19 protein-coding genes and 1 tRNA gene are annotated in these 16918 nt (G+C 68.8%); 9 read left to right on the top strand and 11 right to left on the bottom strand.

Annotated elements, in window-relative coordinates; genetic code table 11:
• Window positions 1–611, top strand: a 611-nt coding sequence (locus tag MFF30_RS14020) for an ABC transporter substrate-binding protein (RefSeq protein WP_238280012.1), incomplete at its 5' end; no start/stop codon positions are given.
• 238 nt (window positions 612–849) lie between these two features.
• Here the strand turns inward: MFF30_RS14020 and MFF30_RS14015 are convergent.
• From MFF30_RS14015 to pedF, 3 genes are all read right to left on the bottom strand, one after another.
• Entirely contained in the window at window positions 850–2613 is a 1764-nt protein-coding gene (locus tag MFF30_RS14015) for a PQQ-dependent methanol/ethanol family dehydrogenase (protein WP_238280011.1), read from the bottom strand.
• A 181-nt stretch (window positions 2614–2794) separates the two neighbouring features.
• Window positions 2795–3679, bottom strand: coding sequence for a substrate-binding periplasmic protein (locus MFF30_RS14010; RefSeq protein ID WP_238280010.1), 885 nt, complete (start codon window positions 3677–3679; stop codon window positions 2795–2797).
• 14 nt (window positions 3680–3693) lie between these two features.
• Window positions 3694–4116, bottom strand: coding sequence for a cytochrome c-550 PedF (pedF, locus tag MFF30_RS14005; RefSeq protein ID WP_238280009.1), 423 nt, complete (start codon window positions 4114–4116; stop codon window positions 3694–3696).
• Between the two features lie 272 nt (window positions 4117–4388).
• On the opposite strand from pedF, the gene pedA1 reads away from it, so the two are divergent.
• The 5 genes from pedA1 to MFF30_RS13980 all read left to right on the top strand — a co-directional run bounded on the left by pedA1 (window position 4389) and on the right by MFF30_RS13980 (window position 10669).
• Entirely contained in the window at window positions 4389–5558 is a 1170-nt protein-coding gene (gene pedA1, locus MFF30_RS14000) for a lanthanide ABC transporter ABC transporter substrate-binding protein PedA1 (RefSeq protein ID WP_373320902.1), read from the top strand.
• 56 nt (window positions 5559–5614) lie between these two features.
• Window positions 5615–6619 (top strand): YVTN family beta-propeller repeat protein, encoded by a 1005-nt coding sequence (locus tag MFF30_RS13995; RefSeq protein WP_373320901.1) that lies wholly within the window; start codon window positions 5615–5617, stop codon window positions 6617–6619.
• On the top strand, window positions 6616–8754 hold the full coding sequence (locus tag MFF30_RS13990; protein ID WP_238280008.1) for a 4Fe-4S binding protein: 2139 nt from the start codon (window positions 6616–6618) through the stop codon (window positions 8752–8754). The genes MFF30_RS13995 and MFF30_RS13990 overlap by 4 nt, the downstream gene beginning before the upstream one ends.
• A complete protein-coding gene (locus tag MFF30_RS13985; protein ID WP_238280007.1) occupies window positions 8751–9728 on the top strand; it encodes an FAD:protein FMN transferase in 978 nt (325 codons plus the stop codon). The genes MFF30_RS13990 and MFF30_RS13985 overlap by 4 nt, the downstream gene beginning before the upstream one ends.
• A 173-nt stretch (window positions 9729–9901) precedes the next feature.
• On the top strand, window positions 9902–10669 hold the full coding sequence (locus MFF30_RS13980; protein WP_373320900.1) for a DUF1194 domain-containing protein: 768 nt from the start codon (window positions 9902–9904) through the stop codon (window positions 10667–10669).
• A gap of 188 nt (window positions 10670–10857) precedes the next feature.
• Here MFF30_RS13980 and MFF30_RS13975 read toward each other — a convergent pair.
• Window positions 10858–10953: transfer RNA gene (locus MFF30_RS13975), tRNA-Met, on the bottom strand.
• Window positions 10954–11071: 118 nt separating this feature from the next.
• Between MFF30_RS13975 and MFF30_RS13970 the strand changes: the two genes are divergently transcribed.
• Both MFF30_RS13970 and MFF30_RS13965 read left to right on the top strand, forming a co-directional pair.
• Window positions 11072–12592 (top strand): tyrosine-type recombinase/integrase, encoded by a 1521-nt coding sequence (locus MFF30_RS13970; RefSeq protein WP_056246677.1) that lies wholly within the window; start codon window positions 11072–11074, stop codon window positions 12590–12592.
• A gap of 81 nt (window positions 12593–12673) precedes the next feature.
• On the top strand, window positions 12674–13027 hold the full coding sequence (locus MFF30_RS13965; RefSeq protein ID WP_056096895.1) for a hypothetical protein: 354 nt from the start codon (window positions 12674–12676) through the stop codon (window positions 13025–13027).
• Between the two features lie 99 nt (window positions 13028–13126).
• On the opposite strand, the gene MFF30_RS13960 is transcribed toward MFF30_RS13965, so the two are convergent.
• From MFF30_RS13960 to MFF30_RS13930, 7 genes are read right to left on the bottom strand one after another with little or no spacing between them, the layout of a single operon-like run.
• Entirely contained in the window at window positions 13127–13285 is a 159-nt protein-coding gene (locus tag MFF30_RS13960) for a hypothetical protein (protein WP_238280005.1), read from the bottom strand.
• On the bottom strand, window positions 13282–13692 hold the full coding sequence (locus MFF30_RS13955) for a hypothetical protein (protein WP_056096899.1): 411 nt from the start codon (window positions 13690–13692) through the stop codon (window positions 13282–13284). Before MFF30_RS13955 ends, MFF30_RS13960 begins: the two co-directional genes overlap by 4 nt.
• Window positions 13689–13961: a hypothetical protein gene (locus MFF30_RS13950; protein WP_056096901.1), complete on the bottom strand. Its 273-nt coding sequence runs from the start codon at window positions 13959–13961 to the stop codon at window positions 13689–13691. Before MFF30_RS13950 ends, MFF30_RS13955 begins: the two co-directional genes overlap by 4 nt.
• A complete protein-coding gene (locus MFF30_RS13945; protein WP_056096904.1) occupies window positions 13958–14386 on the bottom strand; it encodes a hypothetical protein in 429 nt (142 codons plus the stop codon). Before MFF30_RS13945 ends, MFF30_RS13950 begins: the two co-directional genes overlap by 4 nt.
• Window positions 14387–14397: 11 nt before the next feature.
• A complete protein-coding gene (locus tag MFF30_RS13940; RefSeq protein ID WP_056096907.1) occupies window positions 14398–15048 on the bottom strand; it encodes an ACT domain-containing protein in 651 nt (216 codons plus the stop codon).
• On the bottom strand, window positions 15045–15362 hold the full coding sequence (locus MFF30_RS13935) for a hypothetical protein (protein ID WP_056096909.1): 318 nt from the start codon (window positions 15360–15362) through the stop codon (window positions 15045–15047). Before MFF30_RS13935 ends, MFF30_RS13940 begins: the two co-directional genes overlap by 4 nt.
• Entirely contained in the window at window positions 15355–15585 is a 231-nt protein-coding gene (locus MFF30_RS13930) for a hypothetical protein (protein WP_056096912.1), read from the bottom strand. The genes MFF30_RS13935 and MFF30_RS13930 overlap by 8 nt, the downstream gene beginning before the upstream one ends.
• Before the next feature lie 963 nt (window positions 15586–16548).
• On the opposite strand from MFF30_RS13930, the gene MFF30_RS13925 reads away from it, so the two are divergent.
• Window positions 16549–16893 carry a hypothetical protein gene (locus MFF30_RS13925; RefSeq protein ID WP_056096918.1) on the top strand — a complete coding sequence of 115 codons (345 nt, stop codon included), beginning with the start codon at window positions 16549–16551 and terminating at the stop codon, window positions 16891–16893.
• The last annotated feature ends 25 nt before the right edge of the window (window positions 16894–16918 follow it).

The following is a 16918-nucleotide window of genomic DNA, read 5'->3' as shown; positions in this document are numbered from 1 at the left end:
ACAACATCGACGGGTTCCTCGCCCCCGACAACATCGTTCAGCGCGCCGTTTATGACGGCGTCGGTTTCATTCACATCCTCTCGAAGGAGATCTGGGACGGGCATCCCTGCTGCGCCTTCTCGATCGGGCAGGACACGATCCAGACAATGCCGAACGCGACCGCGGCCCTGCTGCGGGCGATCATGGAGGCGACGGCGCACGCCTCCAGGCCCGAGAACCGCAAGGACATCGCCGCGGCCATCGCACCGGCCAACTACCTGAACCAGCCACAGACCGTCATCGAACAGGTCCTCACCGGCACCTACGCGGATGGGCTCGGCGGCGTGAAGAAGGATCCGAAGCGTGTCGCCTTCGATCCCTTCCCGTACGAGAGCTTCGCGGTCTGGACGCTGACCCAGATGCAGCGCTGGGGCCAGATCAAGGGTGAGGTCGACTACGCGGCCGTGGCCGCCAAGGTCTATCGCGCCACCGACGCCGCCAAGCTGATGAAGCAGGCCGGCCTCACGCCGCCGGAGACCACCACCAAGAGCTTCGTGGTGATGGGCAAGACCTTCGATCCGGCCAAGCCGAAGGAATATCTCGAGTCCTTCAAGATCAAGCGGGCGGGCTGAGCCCTGGCCACCACCCGTCGCTCGCGGTCGGCGCCGGGAAGTGATCTGCCGGTCCGCTTCCGAGACGGCGATGAAGGTGGCAAACGAAAGCTCCGGACTGCCTGCGGGTGTTGAGAGACCGCCGGTAGTCCGGAGCCTGGGCGCGCCGCTCCTCCATCGAAGGCCGGCGCGCTTCCCTTGAGGCAGGGGATCGCCCATCGGGCGATGGCCGGAGCCACCGCCCGTTCGCGCGATCCGCTCAGCGTGCGGCGACGGTCTTGGGCAGCTTGAAGGCCCAGAAGCTGCCGCCCTGGTTGATGCCGGCGGTGGATTTCGCCACCTCGCCGCCCCACAGCGGCACGGCACCGCCCCAGCCGGCGGCGACGCCGACCCATTGCTCGCCGTCCTGCTCCCAGGTGATCGGCGAGGCGACGACGCCGGTGCCGACCTGGAACTTCCAGACTTCCTCGCCGGTCTTGGCGTCGAAGGCCTTGAGGAAGCCCTCCGGGGTTCCCGTGAAGACGAGGTTGCCCGCCGTGGTCAGCACGCCGGCCCAGAGCGGGGCCTTGTTCTTGTACTCCCACACGGTCTTGCCGGAGGCCGGGTCGATGGCCTTGAGCGAGCCGATATGGTCTTCGAAGACCGGTTTGATGGTGAAGCCGGCGCCCAGATAGGCCGCGCCCTTCTTGTACGAGACCGGCTCGTTCCAGATGTCCATGCCCCACTCGTTCGAGGGCACGTAGAACAGCTTGGTATCGGGGCTGTAGGCGACCGGCATCCAGTTCTTGCCACCGAGGAAGCTCGGCACGGCGAAGACGGACTTGCCCTTCTTGCCGTCCTCGGACTTCGCCGGATCGCCCGGGCGGAAGGCCTCGTCGTAGATCGGACGGCCGTTCTGATCGATGCCCTTGGCCCAGTTGATCTTGTTCACGAACGGAGTGGCCGAGATGAATTTCCCGTTGGTCCGGTCGAGGACGTAGAAGAAGCCGTTGCGGTCGGCAGTGCCACCGGCCTTCACGGTCTTGCCGTCCTTCTGCATGTCGAAGGGCACGAACTCGTTGACGCCGTCGAAGTCCCAGCCGTCATGCGGGGTGGTCTGGAAGCCCCAGACGATCTCGCCGTTGTCCGGGTTTATGGCCAGACGCGAGGCCGTCCACTTGTTGTCGCCGGGGCGCAGCGCCGAGTTCCACGGGCCGGGGTTGCCGGTGCCGAAATAGACGAGGTTGCTCTCGGGATCGTAGGTGCCGCCGAGCCAGGTCGCGCCGCCGCCGAACTTCCAGGTGTCGCCGGGCCAGGTCTCGTTGACCTTGCCGGTCATGGTCGAGGGCTTGCCGTTGAGCTCGCCGACGTGGCCTTCGATGACGGGCCGCTTCCACACCACCTCGCCGGTCTCGGCATCGCGCGCCTCGACCCGGCCGATGACGCCGAACTCGCCGCCGGAGACGCCGGTGATGATCTTGCCCTTCACGATGATCGGCGCGGCGGTGTAGCTGTAGCCGGCCTTGAAGTCGTCGATGTCCTTGCGCCAAACGACCTTGCCGGTCTTCTGGTCGAGCGCCACGAGCTTGGCGTCCAGCGTCCCGAAATAGACCTTGTCCTTGTAGAGGGCCGCACCCCGGTTCACCACGTCGCAGCAGGGCAGGATGCCCTCCGGCAGTCGGGCGTTGTATTCCCACAGCTTGTCGCCGGTGCGCGAATCGATGGCGTACATGCGCGAATACGAGCCGGTGACGTAGAGCACACCGTCCTTGACCAGCGCCTGACTCTCCTGGCCGCGCTGCTTCTCGCCGCCGAAGGAGAAGGAATAGGCCGGCACCAGACCCTTGATGTTGTCGCGATTGAGGGTCTTCAGGGGGCTGAAGCGCTGAGCCTGCGGCCCGAGGCCGTAGGTCACGACATCGCCAGGGGTGTTTGCATCGTTCAGGATGTCCTGCTCGGTCACCTCTGCGAATGCCGGCAAGGTTAGGCCGACGCAGAGCGCAGTGGCGCCCACCGCCGTCAGGAACTGGTCGCGTAGTCTCATGGCGTTCTCTCCGTTCAATGTTGGGTCCGGTTTGTCCGTGACGCGCTGGGTTTCGCCATCCTGGCTGATTGGATGGCGCCCCTTGTTGTCGAAGCTAGAGATGTTCTCAGACGATTCTTATTGGCCATTGGTCGAATAACGACCGGGGTGTGGGCACTGGGCGCCGGGCGATCGGTCCGGCTCAATAGCCCTGCGGCGCGGCGTAGGTGACGCCGTAGGCCTCGTAGATCGCCTTGAGTCGCCCCTCGGCTGCCAGGGCCGAGAGGGCATCGCCCACCGCGTAGGCGAGGTCGCGGGAATCGCTTCGCACTGCTCCGCCCAGGTCCCACCGGGTCCGGACGATGCCCGGCATCGGCACCTCGACCACGGGATTGTCCCCCCGAGAGGCCCCGGCCGCCGCGATCGCCGCCTCGATGCCGGCGCGCGTCCCGGCGAGGATCGGCGCGTCGCCGGCGAGATACGCTTTCGCGGCCTCGTCGAAGCTGCGGTAGTGCTTCACGCTGGCGCGATAGCGTCCGCCTTCCGCGTTCATCACGAGGCTGTCGGACCCGCTCATGCCCTCGACGGCGACGGCGTGGCCCTCCAGGTCGCGCACCCCCTCGAATCCCTCGATCCGGTCACGGTGATACGCGAAGGCGAGACGCTGCTCGAAATACGGCGTCGTGAGGAAGATCTGCTCGTTGCGCGTGGCCAGCACCCGGTCGTGGGGCACGTGCAGCATCAAGTCGGCCAGGGGCGAGCCCGCGAGGTCGCCGCGCCACAGGTTCAGTCGGAAATCCCCGTCGACGGTCTCGGCCGCATCCACCACCCGCAGGTCGAGGCGCAGCTTGAGTCGATCCGCGATGGCGCGGGCGATGTCCACGTCGATGCCACGGGGGCCGGCCTCGCCCTCCCCCGAGAAGGGCACGTTGTCGCCGTACACGGCGACCCTGAGGACGCCCGAGGTTGTCACCTCGTCGAGGGGCCGGGCGATGGCGGGGGCGCCGGCGGTCAGGCAGGTCGCGGCGAGGAGGACGGCCAGGACGCGGCGGCGCGTCCCGGCGAACGGTGCAGCATGAGGCAGCATCGGGGCAACCTCCCTCATTCCTCGTGCTTCGATTCGATGTAGGTGCGGATCGCCCAGAGGGCCTCCTGCGTGAGCACGCCCTCGAAGGCGGGCATCTTGGTCATGCCGTTGATGATCGCCCCGTGGCGGACGCGCTCGACGAAGTATTCGTCGCCCTCCTTGCCAACCGGAAGGTAGCGCAGATCCGGCGCCAGGCCGCCGGAGATGACCTGCAGGCCGTGGCAGCGGGCACAGTTCTGGTTGAAGCCGGAATCACCGATGGCGATCGCCTTGACGTCGCCCCGGTACGGGTTCTCGTCCTTCCAGCCCTCGCCGAGGGGCGCGAGGCCCGCAGTGTCGACGGGTTGCGGTTGGACATCCCCGTGACCGAAGGCCATGGACGCAGACAGAGCGAGGCCGAGGGCGAGGAGGCCCCCGCCCAGGATTGAAGGCTTCATCGTCGTTCCTCCCGTTATTATTACAAACGGGTAGCAAGCGCTCTGAACCAAACCCATTGTGCTTTGGTACGGGTCAGCATCGCGATCCCGCGCCCGCACCGTTGCACTTTGGTCCAATACCGGCGGCGCCGCCGCCGCCGCTATCCTGCCGACAAAGAACGAACAGAACGGGAGAGCCGATGCGCGGTCGGCGCTGGAAGCGGGATAGCGCGGGCCGTGGCCGCTCGCGGCCTCATCGTGCCGCGCGGATCGCGGCGGCGGTGTTGTCCGGCATGGCGCTCGCCTTCGCGACACCGATGCCCGGCGGCACGCGCGCGTCGACCGCCGGCGAGGCGCTGACGATCCACTACCTCGAACGGCGCATCGAGCGCCCGGCGCCCCTCAACAACGAGGATCCGATCCCCGACGACGAAGGCCTCAAGGGGGCGGAACTCGGGTTGAGGGATTCGAACGCCACCGGCCGCTTCGTCGCCCTGGGTTTTACGCTCGAGTCCCGGATCGTCGGTCCGGAGGAGGATGTTCGGCAGGTGTTCCGGAGCCTCGGACACGGGCCGGCCCGGTTCGTCGTGCTGAACGCGCCGACCGACGACGTGCTGGCGCTGGCCGACCTGCCCGAAGCCCGAGGAACCGTCTTCCTCAATATCGGAACGCCCGACACGCGCCTGCGCGATGCCGATTGTCGGGCCCGGCTGCTCCATGTTCTGCCCTCGCGGGCGATGCTCGCCGATGCCCTGGTCCAGTTCCTGGCCTTCAAGCGCTGGACCCGCATCCTGCTGCTGTCCGGCCCGGCGCCGGCCGATGCCCTCTACGCCGAAGCCTTGCGCCGGAGCGCGAAGAAGTTCGGGTTGCGGATCGTCGCCGAGTCCCGCTTCGATCCGCAGGGCGGCGACACCCGGGATACGGCGCTGCGCGAGTTCGTGATTCCCACCCGTGGCCCCGAGCACGACGTGGTCGCGGTGGCCGACGAGGCGGGGGCGTTCGGTGCGAACCTCCTCTACAACACGGCCTCGCCCCGCCCCGTCGTCGGCACGCAGGGGCTCACCCCCGCCGCCTGGGGCCGGCCGGTGGAATCCTGGGCGGCGGTGCAGCTCCAGGGCCGCTTCCGCCGGCTCGCCGGTCGGGCGATGCGCCCGGTGGACTATGCCGGCTGGATGGCCGTGCACGCGCTCGGCGAAGCGGCGGTGCAGGTGCGCAGCACCGATCCCGACAGGGTCGCGGCGCTGGTGCTCGCACCGACATTCGAGGTCGGCGGCTTCAAGGGCCGGCCCCTGAGTTTCCGCGCCTGGAACGGACAACTGCGCCAGCCGGTGTTCCTGATCGGGCCCGGCGCCGTCACGGCCACGGCGCCGATCGAGGGATTCCTGCACCACCGCACCGAACTCGACACCCTTGGCCTCGACGAGCCCGAGAGCGCGTGCCGGGCCTTCCGAAGAGCGGGCTGATGCTGCCTCACACCCCGGCCCTGCACCGCCCCTTCAGCCGTCCGGAGGCGAACACCATGGCCCGCACCGCGTGCCTCATCGGCATACTCTGCCTTGCGGGAACGCTCATGGCGTCCCCCGTCGCGGGCCAGGAGATCTTCGTCTCGAACGAGCGCGACAACACCGTTTCGGTGATCGATGGCGCCTCCCTGGATGTGGTCCGCAGCTTTCCCGTGGGCCGGCGCCCGCGCGGCCTGACCTTCTCCCGCGACGGGCGCACCCTCTACCTCTGCGCCAGCGATTCCGACGCCGTGCAGGTCATCGATCCCGACACGGGAGCGGTACGCCACGACCTGCCCTCGGGCGAGGACCCCGAGCAGTTCGCCCTGGCGCCGGACGACCGCACGCTGTTCATCGCCAACGAGGAGAACGCCACCACCACCGTGGTCGATGCGCAGACCCGCAAGGTACTCGCCCAGATCGATGTCGGCATCGAGCCCGAGGGCATGGCGGTGAGCCCCGACGGAAAGCTCGCCATCACCACCTCCGAGACCACCAACATGGTCCATTGGATCGATGTCGCGACGCTCTCGGCCTTCGACGCGACGCCGGTGGGCCAGCGCCCGCGTGCCGCCGCCTTCTCGGCGGACGGGCGGAGGTTGTGGGTCTCCTCGGAGATCGGCGGGACGGTGGCGGTGATCGACGTGGCGACCCGCCAGGTGATCGAGACGGTGACGTTCGGCGTGAAGGGCATCGCCGAGGACCGGCTTCAGCCCGTGGGCATCACCCTGACGCGGGACGGGCGCTTCGCCTTCGTGGCGCTTGGCCCCTCCGATCGTGTCGCGGTGATCGATGCCAAGACCTACAGGGTCGTGAACTACATCCTGGTCGGACGCCGGGTCTGGCAACTCGCGATGACGCCGGACGAGTCACGCATGTTCACCACGAACGGCGTGTCGGGGGACGTGACGGTGATCGACGTGGCGACACAGCGCCCGATCCGCAGCGTCAAGGTCGGCCGGTTCCCCTGGGGCGTGGCCGTCCGGCCGGCACCGTCCGGCACGCCCGGCGCCGCGCCATGACCGCCGCGCAGATGCGCCCACGGATCCGGCCGACCTTCGCCGGAGCATGGGTGCGTCGGCTCGCGCTTTTCTTCGTTCTCCTCACGGCCCTGTGGGGGAGCCATCCCGCCTTGGCGGGCCAGCTCGATCGGGCGGGCATCGAGCGGTACTTTCCGGCGCCGCTCGTGGTGGGCGAGCGCGACGGGGCGCTGCCGGTCTGGCCCATCCTGAAGCAGGAGGCCGGCCGCTACGAGGTTTTCGCCTACGCCTTCGAATCCATCGACCTCGCGCCCATCCCGGGCTTCGGCGGCACGCCGCCCGACCTCCTCGTGGCGCTCGCCCCCGACGGCACCTTCCGCGATGTGAAGGTGGTGTCGCACCACGAGCCCGTCTTCCTGGAGGGCCTGGGCTCGGAACCGCTCTTCGCCTTCGTCGAGCAATATGTGGGCTTGTCGGCCCGCCGGTCGATCCGGGTCGGCAGGCCGAACGCGCGCGGAAGCGGAGCCTCGGCAGAGACCACCGTGGACGGGATCTCCATGGCCACCGCCTCGACGCGCGTGATCAACGAGTCGATCCTCGGTGCGTCCCTGGCGGTCGCGCGCGCCAAGCTGGGGTTCGGCGCTGCGAATGTCGGCTTGAAGGTCGAGGCCCGGCCGGATGCCGACGAATCCCTGAGTGTGGCCGACCTCGTCGCGCGGGGCTGGGTGCGCCGCCTCACCGTGACCCACGGACAGGCCGAGACCGCCTTCCGGGATGCGGGCATGGACCCCATCGACGACGGTCCGGGCGACCGACCGCTCACCGATCTCACCTTCGCCTATCTCAATGTGCCGGCGATCGGCCGCAGCCTCCTCGGTCCGGACCGCTTCGCCGCGCTCATGCGCGAACTCGGCCCCGGCGACCACGCGGTGATGGTGGTGAGCCACGGCTCCGAGAACCCCCTCGGCGAGGATTTCGTGCTGGGCTCGATCCCCGAACGCCTCGCCGTGACGCAGGGCGGTCTCGCGGTGAATGCGCGGGACATGGCGATCGAGCGGCGCGGCGCCGCCCCGGATCTGCCCAACGGGCCCTGGACGATCCTGCGGATCACCGGGGCCGCGGGCTTCGATCCCTCGGCACCCTGGACGCTGAGGGTCAAGCTCGTGCGCGAACGCGGGCAGATACTGTCCGAGAAGATCGTCCGCGAATTCTCCGCCGACTACACACTCCCCGCCACGTTGTTCATCCGCGAGGCGGCGGAAGCGGGTCCGAGCTGGCTCGATCCATGGCGGGCGCGCGGGCCCGAACTCGGCGTGATCGCCCTGGCGCTGGCCGGGCTCGTGCCGGTGCTCGCGTTCCGGCGCGGGCTCGTCGCCGATCGCCGCCGCTTCGCGATCTTCCGCCTCGGCTTCCTCGCCTTCACCCTCGGCTTCATCGGCTGGTACGCCCAGGCGCAACTCTCCATCGTCACCCTCGTCGGCCTGGTGCGCGCCGCCACCGTGACCCACGATCTGGCGTTCCTCCTGTACGATCCGCCCTCGCTCCTGCTCTGGGCCTTCGTCGTCCCGACCCTCGTGGTCTGGGGGCGGGGCACGTTCTGCGGCTGGCTCTGCCCCTTCGGCGCGCTGCAGGAATTCACCGCCTGGCTCGCCAAGCCCCTGCGCATCCGGCCGATCACGGTGCCGCCCCGGCTCGATTTCTGGTTGCGACAGGGAAAGTACGGGCTCCTCGCCGGCATCCTCGTCGCCGCCGCCACCGGCTCGCCCCTGGCCGATACGTTCTCCGAGGCTGAGCCGTTCAAGACCGCCATCACCCTCTACTTCGTGCGGGGATGGCCCTTCGTGGCCTACGCGGTCGGCCTCCTGGTGCTCAACCTGTTCGTCTACAAGGGTTTCTGCCGCTACCTCTGCCCGCTCGGCGCCGGGCTCGCGATCCTCGGGCGCTTGCGCGTCCTCGACTGGATTCCACGCCGGGCGGAGTGCGGCAGCCCGTGCCAGCTCTGCAAGGTGCGCTGCCGCTACGGCGCCATCGCGCCGTCCGGCCGGATCGACTACCCAGAGTGCTTTCAGTGCATGGATTGCGTGACGATCATCCAAGACCCGCAGCAATGCGTGCCGCAAGTGGTGGCGGCCAAGCACGGGCGGCGGATCGCGCCCCGGCCGGTGCCGGCGGAATGACGGCGATCCTGCGCCCGGCCCGGCGCCGCGTCCTCGTCGGGGGGGCCGGTCTCGCCACGGCCGCCCTCGGCGGCGTGGCGGCGTTCCGCGCGATGGCCGGCGCGCAGGGCCTCACGACGCGAACCCGCACGGGGCTCGCCTTCGGCACCACCGTTGCCCTCACGGTGGCCGGACCCGAACCGTCCGCCCTCGACGCGGCCCTCTCCGACGGATTTGCGGAGATCCGCGGCGTCGAGGACGCCGCGAGCCTCTTCAGGGCGACCAGCGCTCTGAATCGCCTCAACCGCGTTGGACACCTCGACGCGCCGCCCTCGCACCTGATCACGCTCCTGCGCTTCGCCCTCGATCTCGCCGCGCGCACCGGCGGCGCCTTCGATCCCACCGTGCAGCCACTCTGGCCGGTCTGGGCAGAGGCAGCCGCGCGGGGCGAGCGTCCGGACCAAGCCTCACTACGCCAGGCCGCCGCCCGAATCGGCTGGCGCAAGGTCTCCCTTCTGCCCGAGCGCATCGTTCTGGAGCCCGGCACCGAGGTGACGCTGAATGCGCTGATCCAGGGCTACGCCGCCGACCGGGTGATGGGGGCCCTGCACGCACGCGGGATCACCGAGGCCTTCGTGGATACCGGTGAGTTCGGCGCCGCGGGAGCGCACGCCGACGGCACGCCCTGGTGCCTCGGCATCGCCGATCCGCGTGCGCCGGATACCCTCGCCGCCGTGATCGAACCGTTCACGGGCTTTGCCGCGACCTCTGGAGACTACAGCATGAGCTTCTCGCCGGACCGCGTCGACCACCACATCTTCGACCCCGCGACGGGGCGTTCTCCGAAAGGCTTGGCTTCCGTGACTGTCACCGCCCCGACTGGGCTTCTGGCGGACGGTCTGTCCACCAGCTGCATGGTCCTCGGCCCGGAGCGCGGCCGCGCCCTTGTCGCGCGGTACCCAGGCTGCACGGTGCGCTTCATCGACAAGACCTGACGATCGACGGCAACCGAACGATGCCCCAACGTCTCGCCGAACCGGCCGCTCCGACCCTTGAAATCCTCGTCCTCGACGGCGGGATCGGCGACTCGCCCGCGCAGCAATCCCCGCGATGCCCTGAGCGGCCCTGGTGGCGGTCGGGTCCGCGGGGTCCCGCACGCGCTCGGCCGCTGCGTCGACCTTCGCACTGGCGCGCGCGATGGGCGGCGTTTCTGATCGTCTGCGGTACGCCCGTGGCGGTCGGGGCCGAACCGCCCGTCGCGGTCGCGCTCATCGTCTCCGTGGACGTGTCGCAATCGGTCGATGCGGCGCGCTTCGGCCTGCAGATGGAGGGAATCGCGGAAGCCCTGGAAGATCCGGGCGTCGTCGCGGCGATGACCTCGCGCCCAGGCGGAACGCTCTTCGCCATGGTGACCTGGGCCGATCGAGCCAGCCTGGCTGTCGGATGGCGGCGGATCGCGAGCCGCGCCGACGCGGTCGCTGCAGCGGCGCAGGTCCGCGCGACCCCCCGTCAGACCGGCGAATTCACCTGCGTGGCCCAGATGTTCCGCACGATCGCCGAGAGCGTGATCCCCGCGATGCCGGTCCCCGCCGAACGCATCGTCGTCGACGTCTCGGGTGACGGCATCGACAATTGCACCGACACGGACGACCTCGCAACCGAGCAGGCCGCCGTTCTCGCCTCAGGCGCCACCATCAACGGCCTGCCGATCCTCGTGCCGGGCGAGAACGACGTCGTGGGCGCCGGCGCCTACAGGGCCCCGGGATACGGCCTCCGGGCGACACCCCTGCCCCAGGAGCGCGTCGGCCTGCAGCAATGGTTCGAGACGCACGTCGTCGCCGGACCGAACGCGTTCCTGCTCACCGCAAAAGGCTACAGCGATTTTTCGAGGGCCATACGCCGTAAATTCATCACCGAGGTGAGCGCATACGAGTAGGCAGCCCAAATCTGAATTTTTGTAATTCTCGTTGGCCGCCCGATTCGACGTCTGCTTGCAGAACCCGAAGGGTTGCCGCTGAACAGCCGGGCACGAAAGCCATCGGTCGTACATTTACGGTGCCGCCCCAGAAACGAAAAAGCCCCGGCGTCCTGGCCAGGGCTTTCAAGCTGAGCGCTTGTGATCGTTGGTAGCGAGGGAGGGATTTGAACCCCCGACACAAGGATTATGATTCCAAGTGTCTAGGCACTCCGCCCCCGTTTTCAGGCCCTGACGACCCCGCCATAACCCCCTGATGGCGCTGCCGGTCTTCACCATGACACCGTTTCCCCTCTTGCGACCAGGCCGAACCCCGCCCCAGAGTCCCCGCCCCAGTTCCGCCCCTGTTCGTCGGAGTAGCCCGTGGCCGTCACCCTCACCCAGCAATCCGTCGACAAGCACGTGGCGAAGGCGAAGGCGGGCGTGACCCCCTACGACGTCATCGACAAGGGGGCGCCCGGCCTCATCCTCCGCATCAAGCCGCGGGGCCCAAGCTGGGGCCTCAAGTTCGAGAGGGGCGACCGGACGATGCGGTTGAAGATCGGCGTGCCGGGGATCCTCGATCTGGAGCAGGCCCGGAGCATCGCCGGGGCGGCGCGCAAGGCCCTTAACTCGCCCCATGCCGAGCTCGGTGAGGAGTGGCTCCGTGACCAGTACGTCGGTCTCGGCATGGCGCATGCCCGGCCGCAGCGCGACCCCGCCCTGGTCGCGGCGTTCGAGGCCGAGATCCCGCACCTGTTGAACTGGCGCTGGGAGGAGGCGCGGGAATCGTACCTCGCGGAGGTGAAGCGCATCCGCCGCCACGACACCTGGAACGACTACCGGGTGATGCTCGGGCAACCCGAGCTCGCGGTCCTCGCCAATCGCCAGGTCCGCGGCATCACCCGGTCGGAGCTCGCGGTCATCGTCGACAAGATCCACGCGAGCGGTCGGGAGCGGCATGCCGAGCACCTGGCCAGCGTCCTGCGCCCCTTCTGGGGGTACATGGCCGAGGACCGGCGGCAGCACCTCTCCGGCGTCACGACGACGATGGCGGGCCTGAAGGCGCCCGAGCGCTCGACCGAGGCCAAGGTCCGCTCGAACGGAAAGGAGCCGGGGACCTACATCGCGACGCCGGCCGAGGTCGGGACCGCGGTCGCGGTCGCGCGATCCGGCATCCTCGACCGCTCGGTCTCGATGTCGCTGGAGCTCCTCATCGCGACCGGCCAGCGCCGTCGTCCCGTCGCCGGCGCCCTGACCGTCGATTTCGTCGACTGGATCGAGATGCCGGGCTGGGGCGTGTGGTCGATGGGCCCGAGCCACCGCAAGACCGCGGCGAAGCGCCAGGACAAGCACCGGCACGTCGTTCCGCTTCCGCCGGCGCTGTGGGCCCGCATCCAGGAGCAGCTACGCCGGACCGGCGGCTCGCCGTACCTGTTCCCCCAGATCCGCCCGAAGAAGGCGGGCGGCGATGCGTTCGGCCACATGTCCGACGCCGCCATCAACCACAGGCTCATCGACCTGGGGATCAAGGCGTCCCCGCACGACCTGCGGCGTTGCCTGTCAACGACCCTGCAGCACGAGTTCCGGGTGTCCCGCGACACGGTGAAACTCGTGCTCGATCACAACGAGGGCATCAGGAGCGACGACGTCTTGGAGCGGCACTACACGGCTGACGACCGCCTCGACCAGAAGGCGCCCGTGATGGAGCAGTGGTGCGCCTGGGTCGACGAGCAGGTCGCGGCGACGGTGCTCCCGGACCTGTCGACGCTCCGGGCGGACATCACGCGCCGGCGCCGCGAGAACGAGGCCGCCGGCAAGGCCAAAACGGCTGCGCTGAAGGCTGCGAAGGAAGCCGAGGAGAAGGCCAAGGCCGCCGCCGAACGCGAGGCAAAAGCGGCCTGATGCGTCGTATTTGATCGATTGGATTCAATCAAAGGCGACGGGTCGGCCTGCATGGTGTCCCCATCACCGGAGGACACCATCATGAAGCGCTATACCCCTGAGAGCCCCGAGCTCATCTCGTACCTCGCCGAGATGATCGAGCCGGCCAAGGCGAACATCGGCATGATCGCCCAGGAGCCCATCCCGGCCGACGCGCTGAACATCCTCATGGCCAACGGGGACGTCGTGTACGGCTACTGGCCCGAACCGGACCCGACCAAGCACAACATCGGCGGCTACGGCGTGGCCGTCCTGAAGGGTCAGGCGATCCTCGACAAGCGCAGGGAGCCCGGCGAGGAAATCGATCTCGTGAGCGTCCCGGTCATGTTCCGCGAGAAGGCCGAGGCGCATGCGGCATGGCAGGTGTTCGGCGAAGGCCGAACCCTCCACTCATAGGCCGAGGCAACCGGCGTCCGCTCGCAGAGCAAGACGTCCTCGCCCTTGCAGGGCCGCCCACAGCATAAGGTGGGCCGCCTCCGTGCGCTGGCCTGCCCGTCACATCTCCGCCGGCGTCGGGAATCGCACCTTCACCGCCGGGTCCGCTATGGCCTCGACGATGGCGCGCTGGTAGCCGGACAGGCGCACCGAGGCGCCCGGCGGGGACAGCGCCACGTTCTCCGAGATCCAGTCGGCGACGTCGGATGACTTGGTCATGCCTTGCCTCCATCGATCTTGATCAGCGGCGAGACGGCCTCGTCCGACCACGGCAGGACCGTCACGGGCCGGATGAGCTCGTGCCGAAGTCCATCCCGTATCCACTCCAGGGTGCGCTCGGCCTCCTCAAGCGGGTAGTCGACGGGCGCCTCCTCGCCATCGGCGTCGACCCGGAATGGCTCGTAGGCGACCCGGGCCTTGGCCTTCGAGGCGAGGCACACGCCCTGGCCTTGTGCGCCCATGTCGTCGAGGCACTGCCACATGGCATCAGCCAGGGCATCGATCTCGGACCGGCGCATGATCACGAACCCGAGTTCAGCGAGCTCATGGACGAGGACCTCCGGCTTGTCGCCACAGATGGACGTCCATCCCTCGATCTTGGCCAGCGCGGCCGCATCGGTCGTCATGCCCCACTCTCCTCGATCAGCAGGATGGCGGAGATCTCCTCCACCACGCGCCATGGCCACAACTCGCCGGCGATCTCGTCCAGCCTATCGACGGCGGCCGCAGCGCGCCCGGCCGGGAGCACCCGCTCGATCAGGCGCACGTCAGCCTCGCTGAGGTCGACGTCGTTCCCGGTCGCGAACACGAACTTGATGCCGTGGCTCTCCGAGACCTCGACGACCTGCGGCTCGCGTCTCTCGACCGAGGCCCACCAGAACCCACACTCGGTCATGCCGCGTCCTCAGCCCAGATGCGCTCGTAGAGCTCTGCCTCGGCAAGCACGAGTTCGCCGGCGACCGTGCAGATCTTCTCCGGGAACCAATACCCCCAGTCGTTCGCCGCCTTGGCGCTTTGGACTGCCTCCTCCAGGGTGCACGCCTCCTCCTCGTGCGGGGCGTGATGCATCCAGCCATGGATGACGAACAGCTTGGGGCGCGCTTCCAGCCGGGCGAACTCGGCCTCCTTCGCCAAATGGGCCACCACCGCCTCGCTCAGGGTGGTCTCCGCGGCGCCGAGGTCGGTCCAGACCTGCAGGTTCGGCACCGCGATGCTGTCGCCCTTCTTGTCCTTCACGAACCCTTCGACGGGCGCCGCGCATGCCTTCATGCGGGCCTCGCGCCAAGCGACCGCGGCGGTTTCGAGCTTCGATGAGAACATGGTCGTCGCCCTCAGCCGTAGTACCGGGAGAAGTCGAGCTCGCGGCTCTTGAGCGCGGCCGCCGCGATTCGCGTGGCGTCCCGGTGCCCGTCGACGACCGCCTGCAGGGCCGTCTGGTGCAGCCAGTCTTCGACGATGTGGTCGGCGCAGGACCAGTGGATGCTCCGCTGGTCGGCCAAGGCAGCCACGATGGCGTCGACCGCCTCGACGGAGAGCGCCGGGCGCTCCTCGACGTCGATCCAGCAGATGACGTGGCCGTACCGGTCCCAGTCGCGGACCCTCTCGTGCTGGACGGTGAACACCTCACCGCCCTCGTCCGAGATGCCGTGCAGCAGCATGATGTCCTCGTCTTCGCTGCTGCCGCTCCAGTAGAAGTACGCCCACACCGGACGGTCGGTCGGGATCCCCTTGTGCCCGCTCTGCCATCTCGGACGGTTGCGGGAAGCCTCCAGGGCCTTGATCGCGCACGCCCGGCATCGCCGGCACCGCTTGTCGCCACCGACGTGGACTTCCACACAGTCCTGGCAGGTGCCCATGTACCCGCCCGGCGCCCACCCATGCCCACGCAGGTCCTCCGCGGAGTAGCCGTCGACGGGGTTGTCCCCTCGCAGCGTCAGGGGCGCCGCGTTGCGGAAGGTGCGCCCAGCCCAAGCCTCGGTCATGCCGCCGTCCCTCCCAGCAACCGCCTGACCGTGATGGCCCTGCGCATGTGCTCGATCAGCTTCTCGCTCGCGTCCTCGGAGAACCGCTTCGGGTCGCAGCGCCAGGCGTTGAAGACGAGGTCCGCGTCGGACTTGGAGACTGGCTCCCGATTGAGCGTGTACTCGCCGCCCGCCGCCTCGATGCGGATCGCCTCCACGTCGGACCGATGACCGATGGCGCCGAGGGCATCGCGCGCCATGGGGCCGACGACGAACGCCTCCCAGGTCGCGCTTCCGATGATGATGCCGGACGTTGTGGTGTGCTTCTCAGCCATGGAAGGACCCCACGGCCGGCAGGTCGGCGTCCCGGGCGCGGCCGGTGTCCTTGACGAAGCCCCTCTCCCATGAGGGCACGCGGATCTGAGCTTCCGCCTCCTCCCGCCGGGCGCGCTCCCGGACGAGCTCGTCGTGGAGCTCCAGGACGCGGCGGGCGAGCTCGCGCTTTTCGAGGGAGAGCAGGCCCTTGAGGTCCGGCTTGAAGATCGACAGGTCGGCCATATCAGGCGGCCTCCATCACGCGGCCGAGGGCGGCGGACGAGCCGTAGCCGTCGAGCAGGTTGTTCGTCGGCCTGATTGAAGAATTTCGGGAAGGGCGTCGCAACCACGGCGCCACGGAATGGGTCGATGATCAGCCCGCGGGCCAGCAGCGTGAAGGCATCCCAGCCGTGGTCGTACACGCAGCGCTGCGTGTAGCAGTAGAGGATCAGCCCCGTGTCCTGGCAGGTCTTCCGACTGACGAGGCCGGCGGACCGAGCGCGCTCCAGACCCCTGATCAGGTCGTTGAACGGGATCGTACGGGCAGGATGGATGCCGGCGGGCGCAGGCCGCGATTCGTGCGCCCGGAGGACCTCAGCCTGCTCGGGCGTCGCCACGCGGGCGCGCTGCCCGTGGACGAGCGGCGACGGCGCGCCCGGGGCGACCAAGGCGTGCTCGGTCGTCGGATCGGCCAGCAGCGCGTCGAGGGCCGCCTGATCCTCGGCGTAGAAGCCGGGCTCGATCCCGGGCGGGCCGCCTTGCTCCGGTACGTGCCAACCTGTGCCCACTGGGGTCCCCTCGAATCGATCCTTCGAGAAGTCTCCGCAGCGACCAGGCGATGATCCAGCCCGGCGTTAACCGAGGCGGCACGAGGCGATTGACGGGGGCGGCGGGCTGGCTATCTTGAGGTCAGCCGGCACGTTGTCGGGCAAACCAACCAACGCGACTTTCTTAGCCTCTGGTTCACGATCCCTCCCAGTCTAGGGAGGACAGACCCTACGAAGACCCCCGCTGGTCATTCGACCACGGTTCACTCCATCTGGGGTGCGGACTACGAGCAGGGCTCCCTTCACCGGGGGCCCTTTCTCGTTGTGGATAGTGCACCTCGCAGCTTGACGGCGATCCCGCCGTCCGTATTCTTCCCAGTGCGGTGTGGCCGATGCCCGCCCAGCTTTCGAACTCCTCATCTCTAGAGGCCGACCAGAAATGAAGCTCAAGTCCACTGCCAGAATCCGTCTGTCCATCATCCTCCGCTTCGCGTGGCGCGTCCTCGTGTGGCCCGTGCTGTTCGTGTGGACGTTCGAGGATCGGTACCTCCAGCGCCGCCCCGATCCGATCCCCACGAGCATCGAGGGCATCCGCGCGAACCTCGCCCGCACTGATGAGGCCCTCGCCGACATCCGCGAGATCATCCTCACCGGGCGCAGCAAGAACGGGTTCGCCTTGGCCCAGATCTGGCTCAAACTGCAGGAGCAGCAGCAGGTCCTCCAGGCCGCCCTCGCCACCGCCCTGGCGGAAGAGGTCCGGCACACCCAGCCCCTAGCCGCCTGAGCGGCCCTCCCTTCTCCCCCGGCGT

Source organism: Methylobacterium goesingense (assembly GCF_022179225.1).
GTDB lineage: Bacteria > Pseudomonadota > Alphaproteobacteria > Rhizobiales > Beijerinckiaceae > Methylobacterium > Methylobacterium goesingense.
Note: the sequence above shows the minus strand (reverse complement) of the source record. Positions and strands in the feature narration are given on the sequence as shown.